Genomic DNA, 8,540 nt, shown 5'->3' with positions numbered 1-8,540 from the left:
TATTCGATACACACGCAAATTTAAAATATAAGTATGGAAGAGGATATTATGTGGATACGGTAGGACGATATGAAGGAGCAATAAAAGAGTATATTCGCAATCAACTACAAGAAGATATAGCACAAGATACATTAAACTTTAAAGAGTATACCGACCCGTTTACGGGTGAGCCAGTAAAATAGGCAAAAGAAAAGCCCCCGAGTAGGGGGCAGCCAGTGGTAATAGAGTGGTTGTCAGATCATTCAATGCCCTCTTTAGAGGGCTACCACTAGAGAAAGACCCTTATAGGGTCAGAGCAAACCACCCGTTCTACGGGTGGTTATGATTTATGTTTCACACCTATCGTGTATGCATCTAGGCATAGAAAGGTTAATAGATGGTATGCTTTTACTTATCGGTTTTCTTTGTTTTCTATAAGTTTTGGTAGTAGACCTTTGGTACCGTGATAGATGGCGTATCCGATAAATAGAGAGGCAACGATGATGATGCGTTCTATGGTATCACTCATTTGATTGGAGCGCACGAGAGAAATGACATAGAATGTCACGGTAATCATGGAGATGATATAGGCTATGATAATTCGCATTTCTTTTTCTACTGCTTCGTGGGTAAGCACGTAGCGTTTGTGACGCACCCAATAGAGGATAGAAAGAACTATATCGAGTAGCATGATGGCTCCTATGTATTGCACATTCATATGCATGTAAAAGAGATAGGCCAGAGCGATGAAACTGATGAAGAATACAACGTTCATTAGCCGAGTCCATATCATAGTAATCGATGGTTGTGGTGGTAGTTTTGTTTTAGGGGGTGTATTAGATTTTTTTGTGTGTCCCATGTGTATCGCCTACTTTCTGTAGTATAAGTATATCATAGATGGTGTATAATAGAAGTGCGTGATGTATATAGTAGCGCGTATATGCATTTCTACGCAATCGTAGGGGCATTATGACATGATGTGTCATTCGATGGATTTGTACGCTCCTCATAATACTCCTAGATTATACTTTTATAAGTGATGTGAATTTGATATAATCATGTGTAGGAATGGCGAATTTCGTCAAGTTATAAGGAGGCATAATCGTGAGTTTAATTCAAGACATTAAAGATCAAGTAAAACCATTAGGTAAAAAAATTGTATTACCAGAATTTACAGATGCGCGTGTATTACAAGCCACTGAAATGATTTTAAAAGAAGGTTTCTGCACACCTGTATTAGTAGGTGATGAAGCAAAAGTACAAGCAGCTGCAAAAGCAGAAGGCGTAAACATTGATGGCGCTGTTATCATCAACCCAGCAACATATGCTCGTTTCGATGAAGCGGTAGACGTATTCACAAAGCGTCGTGCTAAAAAAGGTATGACCCCTGAAAAAGCGACTGAAATTTTGAAAAAAGATTGCTTATTCTTCGGTGCTATGTTAGTAAACATTGGCGAAGTAGATGCTATGGTAGCTGGTTCTGCTAGCCCAACAGCGAATGTGCTTCGTGCCGCATTACAATGCGTAGGTACAGCACCAGGTCTTAAAACTGTATCCTCCGCTATGTTCGTATTCACTGATAAAAAACAATATGGCGATGATGGCATGTTAGTATTCTCTGACTGCGGTGTAATTCCTAACCCAAGCTCAGAACAATTAGCCGACATTGCTTGCTCTACAGTGGAAAAAGCTCGTCGCGTTGTAGGTATGAGCGATCCTCGTGTATCCTTCTTATCCTTCTCTACAAAAGGCTCTGCGTCTTCTCCAGAAGTAGATAAAGTAGTAGCTGCCGTAGATGATTTGAAAGGCCGCAACGTGGACTTTAAATTTGATGGAGAACTTCAATTGGATGCATCCATTGAACCATCTGTAGCAGAACGTAAAGCGCCAGGTTCTACTGTAGCTGGTCATGCAAACATCTTGATCTTCCCTGATTTGCAAGCGGCAAACATTGGCTATAAATTAGTACAACGTTTTGCAGGGGCAACCGCTCTTGGCCCATTGATTCAAGGCTTAGCAGCACCAATTCATGACTTGAGTCGTGGTTGCTTTGCTTCCGATATCGTCGATGTATGTGCCATCGCTGCAAAAGAAGCAAAATAATACATCTTATACCATCATTGGTATCTATGTAAAAGTCCCGTACCTAGGTACGGGACTTTTTACTATGCCAGATAGTGTATTGCGGCGAGCACGAGTAGACCGCTTACGGCAACGCCTACACCGAGGGTGATGCGAGAGGCAAAGCCGATGTGTTTTCGAATCAACGAGAGTTATCTTTCAAAAAGAAACTGGTTATACTCGCGATTAGGACGATGGGAATCATCACTTGCATGGCGGTTCGAATCGTATAGGCGTCGGCTATAGCACCGATGAGTGGCGTCATAAGACCGCCTAAGGTAACGCCTAAACCGAGGGTGATACCAGAGGCAAAGCCGATATTTTTCGCTAAGTATTGTTGTCCTAGTACGATGATGGAGCCATATTGCGCCGAGACACCATAGGCGAGGGGCATCATCAACAGGTAGGATAGCCAAGTCGTATTGCTCATAGTAAAGGCAATTACTGTAGGAAGTAATATGAGATTAGCGATTTTTATGGTGGTGGAAAATCCTAGTTTATCCGACTGGCGACCGCCGTAGTAGGTTAAGATGGCGCCGATAGTGAAAAATATAGTGAGAGCGGTGTTACTTAGCTCTGGTGTTTGGTAGAGATAGGTAATCCAATAGAGGGGGATGAATGTGATTAAGATGCCGAAACAGATGGAACGGCTGGTGATGACTACGCATAATTTACTAAAACTAACCCAATCATTGGTGCCGGTAGCGGTTGTTTTGACGGGGGTATTGGGCGCATCTTGTAGTTGGCTTTCACCGGGGCGGCAATAGAAATAGATACCAGCGGCGAGGAAGCCGAGCAAGAGAAAGGCAAAGAGCGCGTATACGCTTACCATGTATACACCGGATACGAGCAAAGGACCGATGGCGAATCCCACGTTACCGCCGACGGCAAAGGTGCCCATGGCTTTCCCCGCTTGATGAGATCCGATGCGATTGGCGAGCATGGCCCCTTCTGGATGAAAGAGGGCAGACCCGATGCCGGCAATTAAACAGAGTAGAACGAGCATGGCATAGGAATCGGCAAACGCCATGGCGGTAATAGATCCAGTGGCGATGAGCATGCCTAAGGGAATGCAGAAGGGCAGTTTAATTTTGTCGGATACATAGCCGAAGAAGGGTTGGGCTAGAGAAGCAACTGTAGTATTGGCCAACATTAAGGTGCCTGCTTCGTAATAGGATAAACCAAGGGTGCTGATAAAAAATGGCACTAAGGCACCGATAGATCCTTGAGCCGTATCTGTGACACAGTGACATAGAGCTGGCATAAATGGTTGGAGTCGTGACTTCATGAGTAATCCCCTTTCAGACTATAACTTAATTACTTTCATTATATACTATTCCTAGGAATTATGCATAGTATACATGTATAGTGTGTATGTGATTGGGATAGCAGTGCTAGTCGATTGGGTGATGTATTAACACATGTATATCGTGCCTATGCCCCATAGCGTGATTTTGTATAAAGCCTACTTTATTAGGGTAGCAGGTTGTGTATGAAAATGGATAGACAGGTTTTGTATAGGATGATGGATAGATAGGTTTTGTCCATAGCAATATAAATTGTTGTGCACAAGATAGGCGTGAAAGGGCGGTACTTTTTCATGGGGACCAATCATGTATGGTGGTTAAAATCGAAAAAGTACGATATACTAGAGATATAATATAGAGTGTCCATAGGAGAGGTCGGCCTTAGGTGTGGCGATAGTGCTACGTATAGGTGCTAGTGCTATGTATCGCACGGTAGTGGGTGGGCGTTACATTAACCTTACGCATCTTGATAAGTTCACATATGTGTAAGAACAGACGAGCGTTACATGCATCATTGCTCATTACAAAGGGTGCTTGGGTGGTGTTACCTAAGACGAGCATCATAGTTATCATTGCTTATAAGATACGCCTATGGCAGACGATGGGAAACGGTAGAAATAGATAGTGAAGGATTAAAGTATATATGACAGTAGAAGAGATTTTACAAAAAGATTTAGTAGGGGCTGATTGCCTTACGGAAGAGGAATTACGCTATTTAATGCGTGTCACTGATCAGGCTTCATTAGAGAAAATTTATAAAAAAGCCTATGAAGTGAAGTGTCATTATGTAGAACCAATCGCCTATTATCGGGGACTTATTGAGTTCTCGAATCGATGTATTAAAAATTGTAAGTATTGCGGCATTCGTCGTGATAATACGTGGACCGATCGATTTGATATGAGCCGTGATGATATATTGCGCATGGCACAATGGGCCTATGATCACGAGTATGGTTCCATTTGTTTGCAATCGGGTGAGCGAAAGAACGAGGCTTTTGTCGATTATGTGGTCGGTTTAATTGAAGATATTATGAACATTGGCGATGGGTCTATTGGCATTACTATGTGCGTAGGAGAACAGACGGAAGAAGCCTATCGTCGCATGCGTGAAGCGGGGGCCAGTCGCTATTTGTTGCGCATTGAAACGACGAATCGTGATTTGTATGAAACGATTCATCCTAAGGATGCATTACATTCGTTTGATACGAGGGTCAATTGCTTACGAGCGTTGCGTAAAGTAGGCTTTCAAGTTGGTACGGGCGTTATGATTGGCCTGCCAGGACAGACAGAAGATGACTTGGTCAATGATATTTTATTTTACCGACATATGGATATCGATATGATTGGTATGGGGCCCTATATATTGGCGAACCATACGCCATTAGGAGAGGTGGCATTAGCACATCATATGGATACGAAGGAAGATGAACAACGTCGTATACAATGGGGGCTTAAAATGATTGCCCTTACGCGGCTATTTTTGAAAGATGTCAACATTGCGGCGACTACGGCGCTGCAAGCACTTGATCCGTTAGGGCGAGAAAAAGGTTTACAAGCAGGGGCGAATATTTTGATGCCGATTATTACCGTCCCAGAACATCGTGCGAAGTACCAACTTTATAACAATAAACCGTGCATTGACGATAATGCGGATAAATGTAAAAATTGCTTAACCCGTCGCGTTATGTCTATTGGCGATCGCGTGGGATGGAAGAAAAACGGCGACTCTAAGCACTACGGCAAACGGACAGGCCTATTCTAATGAATGGGGCGGCGCGCTGTATAGATGACGGAGAGTTTTTACCAGCTAGGATAGTGCGTGTAGCACTGTAGTATGTCAGTGTTAGCTATGTAGTAGTTCGGTGTTAGCATATGTTACGTAGCACATGCTGTGGTATGGGATCGTGGATAGCATCTTTCTGTGATGAAAGAAAGTAGGCATGCTGAGGACTACGATGCATGTAGAGGTCTATTCTAATAATACTAGGTGCACTTATATGCATGCACTGGTAGAGTATAAAAATGTTCTAGTATGCAAAAAAAGTATAGCTTTCATGTAGGAGATTGATAGCTCCGTGTAGAAATTGTATAACAACTAATCGTGTGTACAGTGAGGAGGCGTTTCTTATGAAAGACTATGGAAGTGATTTAATCCGTAATGTGGCCGTTGTGTCTCATGACGGAGCTGGTAAGACGGCATTAGTAGAATCCTTGTTACTCACATCGGGGGAAATTGATGCGGTTGGTACGGGTCAAGACAATAAGCATATTATGGACTTTGAACCAGAAGAAATTCAGCGCAATGTGACCATTCAACTGGGCATGGCACCGTGTGAATGGAAGGGGCATAAAGTTAATTTTATCGACACGCCAGGCTATTCGGAATTTCATGGCGAAGTGCGTGCGGCTCTTCGTGCTTGTGACGGTATGCTGATGGTGTTATCCGCCACATCGGGGGTAGAAATTGATACCCTTCGGGCCTTTGAATATGCGGTTGAATTAGACATGCCTAGGATGGCATTCATCAATAAAATGGATTTAGATGGGGCCGATTTCTTTGGTACCTTAGAACGGATGCGTGAATTGTTTGGCAAGGCGATTATGCCACTCCAAATTCCTATCGGTGAAGGAAGGGCGTTCAAAGGTGTCATCGATGTGGCTAAGATGACCGCCTATGTGTATGACAAGGGGACTATGAAAGAAGTCGACGTGCCCGCCGAGTATGTGGGTAAAGCACAAGAAATTCGTGAAATGACTGTGGAAGCGGCGGCAGAAGGCAGTGATGATTTACTAGAAAAATATTTAAATGAAGAAGAATTATCATTAGAAGAGATTCGTCGCGGTTTGCGAGAAGGGATGATATCTGGTCGCGTATGTCCTGTGATGTGTGGCACTGCTTTGGGACGCATTGGACTCGATCAAGTGCTAGACCGCATGATTCGCTATATGCCGGACGCTACAAAATGCAAGATTAAAGGCACCGATATTGATTCTGGTGAAGAACGGGCCATCGATGTGGCAGGACCTTTTACAGGATTCGTAGTAAAGACCATGCTCGACCCATTCTCGGGTAAACAAAGTGTCATTCGCATTTTTGCAGGCTCTCTAGCGGAAGGCGATCGCATTTTTAATACGACCCAAGGGGTAGAAGAAAAATGGAGTAAAATGTTTACGCTTATCGGCAAGCAACAAGTACCTGTTACGGCGGCTAAGGCAGGGGATATTATTGTGATTCCTAAACTCAGTGCGGCTCGTACAGGCGATACTATCGGCGCCATGGACTGTAAAGTACGGTTGGAACCAATTCGTTTTCCCCAACCACTTTATACAGTGGCTGTGAAAGCTACGAAGAAAGGGGAAGAAGAAAAGGTAACCAACGCACTATTAAAAATATCGGAAGAAGATCCAACGTGTCATATCATAAAATCCAGTGAAGGAAAACAAACATTGGTATCTTGCATGGGCGAGGTGCATTTAGAACATATTTTACATAAAATGACACGTAAATATGGCGTTACGGCTACAATTGAACCACCGTATATTCCATATCGGGAAACGATTCGTTCTAGTGCTGAAGCGGAAGGAAAGCACAAAAAACAAAGTGGTGGTCATGGCCAATATGGACATGTAAAACTACGGGTGGCTCCATTGGCATCGGGAGAAGATTTTTCTTTCGTAGATAAAATTTTTGGTGGCGCTGTACCGAAACAATATATTCCTGCCGTTGAAAAGGGCGTACGAGAAACGTTACAGGCGGGACTGATTGCGCACTACCCTATGATCGGTGTAGAAGTTACGTTATTAGATGGATCCTATCATTCAGTAGACTCTTCAGAACTAGCTTTCAAAATGGCAGCGGCCCAAGCCATCAAAAAAGCAATTCCAGAAGCAAAACCAGTGTTATTAGAACCTATTTACTATGTAAATGTATTTGCGCCCGATCAATTTATGGGCGATATTATGGGCGATTTGAATAGTCGTCGTGGGCGTGTACTGGGTATGGAGCCAAGTAAGCGAGAAGGCGTATCCGTCGTTAAAGCACAAGTGCCATTGGCAGAAATTGGCGATTATGTGACGGTGTTACGCTCGATTACACAAGGACAAGGGGTCTATAATATGACATTTGATGGATATGAAGAAGTGCCCCATAAACAAGCGGAAGCGATTATTCAAAAACGGTCACAAGTAGCGGAAGAATCATAATCATCCTTGCACGATGCTGGAGGTGTGGTATCATCTTTGTAAGACGTAAGACGTAAGACGTAAGACGTAAGACGTAAGACGTAAGACGTAAGACGTAAGACGTAAGACGTAAGTATGAGTTTTAGGTATAGAGTATACGTAAATTTAATGAAAATAGTAAAAAAGGATATTGAAATTTATAAATATGTAGTGTATAATAACTCCCGTAGTCAAATTGATGAATGTCGATTTAACAATACTACGAATATATTCATAATGCGAGGACTCCTCACCTTGTATTAGATTATGTATGAATGTGACCTCACACATTTATAGTACAAACTGACCTCACAGTTTGTTTCAAAATGTACCTAAAAAAACTACACAGTTACACTACACCTCCATGTAGTGTACGATAAGAAAAACGCTATGATTACCTGTGGGCAGGTGATCATAGCGTTTCTTATTATATAATCAGCACGACTCAGGCAGTGCACTAGGTATGTAGAGTCGATTTCTCGCCTTGTCGTACAATAAGAAAAGTAAGGGGCTACACTAGGTACGTAGAGTACTTACGGGTAGTATGTAGATGACATGGATTTGAGATGTCAGTTATATAGTATCGATACATGTAAGATGGGATACAGTAAAATAACATACCATTGATGCATGCAACCAATTGATGCATTAATGATTGAATTAGAGATACATTAGAGATATATGTATAGCAAGACAGAATATATTTGATACTAGCAAGATAGAACATATTGATACGTAAAAAGGCGAATCCATTTGGATTCGCCTTTTTCATGTAAGGGGAGTGTTAGTATTATATCAAATGAAAGTTTTTAATCAAGTGTCTGTAATATAGGGAAAAATTACAGACCGCTTGGGGGAGATTAAAAACAAACAATAGAAAATTAGATAGGGGGTCTAATCTTCTTTTTCATT

5 protein-coding genes and 1 pseudogene are annotated in these 8,540 nt (G+C 42.4%); 4 read left to right on the top strand and 2 right to left on the bottom strand.

The window, feature by feature from the left end:
- A pseudogene (locus tag K357_RS0104200) lies at positions 1–182 on the top strand (IS200/IS605 family transposase); the annotation flags it as partial.
- A 209-nt stretch (positions 183–391) separates the two neighbouring features.
- On the opposite strand, the gene K357_RS0104195 reads toward K357_RS0104200, so the two are convergent.
- Entirely contained in the window at positions 392–838 is a 447-nt protein-coding gene (locus K357_RS0104195) for a hypothetical protein (RefSeq protein ID WP_028257592.1), read from the bottom strand.
- Between the two features lie 245 nt (positions 839–1,083).
- Between K357_RS0104195 and pta the strand changes: the two genes are divergently transcribed.
- Positions 1,084–2,082, top strand: a complete 999-nt coding sequence (gene pta, locus K357_RS0104190) for a phosphate acetyltransferase (RefSeq protein ID WP_028257591.1) — start codon at positions 1,084–1,086, stop codon at positions 2,080–2,082.
- A gap of 160 nt (positions 2,083–2,242) precedes the next feature.
- Here the strand turns inward: pta and K357_RS0104185 are convergent, their stop codons facing one another.
- Positions 2,243–3,388, bottom strand: coding sequence for an MFS transporter (locus K357_RS0104185; RefSeq protein ID WP_028257590.1), 1,146 nt, complete (start codon positions 3,386–3,388; stop codon positions 2,243–2,245).
- A gap of 662 nt (positions 3,389–4,050) precedes the next feature.
- Here K357_RS0104185 and hydE point away from each other — a divergent pair.
- A complete protein-coding gene (gene hydE, locus K357_RS0104180) occupies positions 4,051–5,169 on the top strand; it encodes a [FeFe] hydrogenase H-cluster radical SAM maturase HydE (RefSeq protein WP_028257589.1) in 1,119 nt (372 codons plus the stop codon).
- A gap of 365 nt (positions 5,170–5,534) precedes the next feature.
- On the top strand, positions 5,535–7,610 hold the full coding sequence (gene fusA, locus K357_RS0104175; RefSeq protein WP_028257588.1) for an elongation factor G: 2,076 nt from the start codon (positions 5,535–5,537) through the stop codon (positions 7,608–7,610).
- The last annotated feature ends 930 nt before the right edge of the window (positions 7,611–8,540 follow it).

The organism is Veillonella montpellierensis DSM 17217 (assembly GCF_000426745.1).
Taxonomy (GTDB): domain Bacteria; phylum Bacillota; class Negativicutes; order Veillonellales; family Veillonellaceae; genus Veillonella; species Veillonella montpellierensis.
Note: the sequence above shows the minus strand (reverse complement) of the source record. Positions and strands in the feature narration are given on the sequence as shown.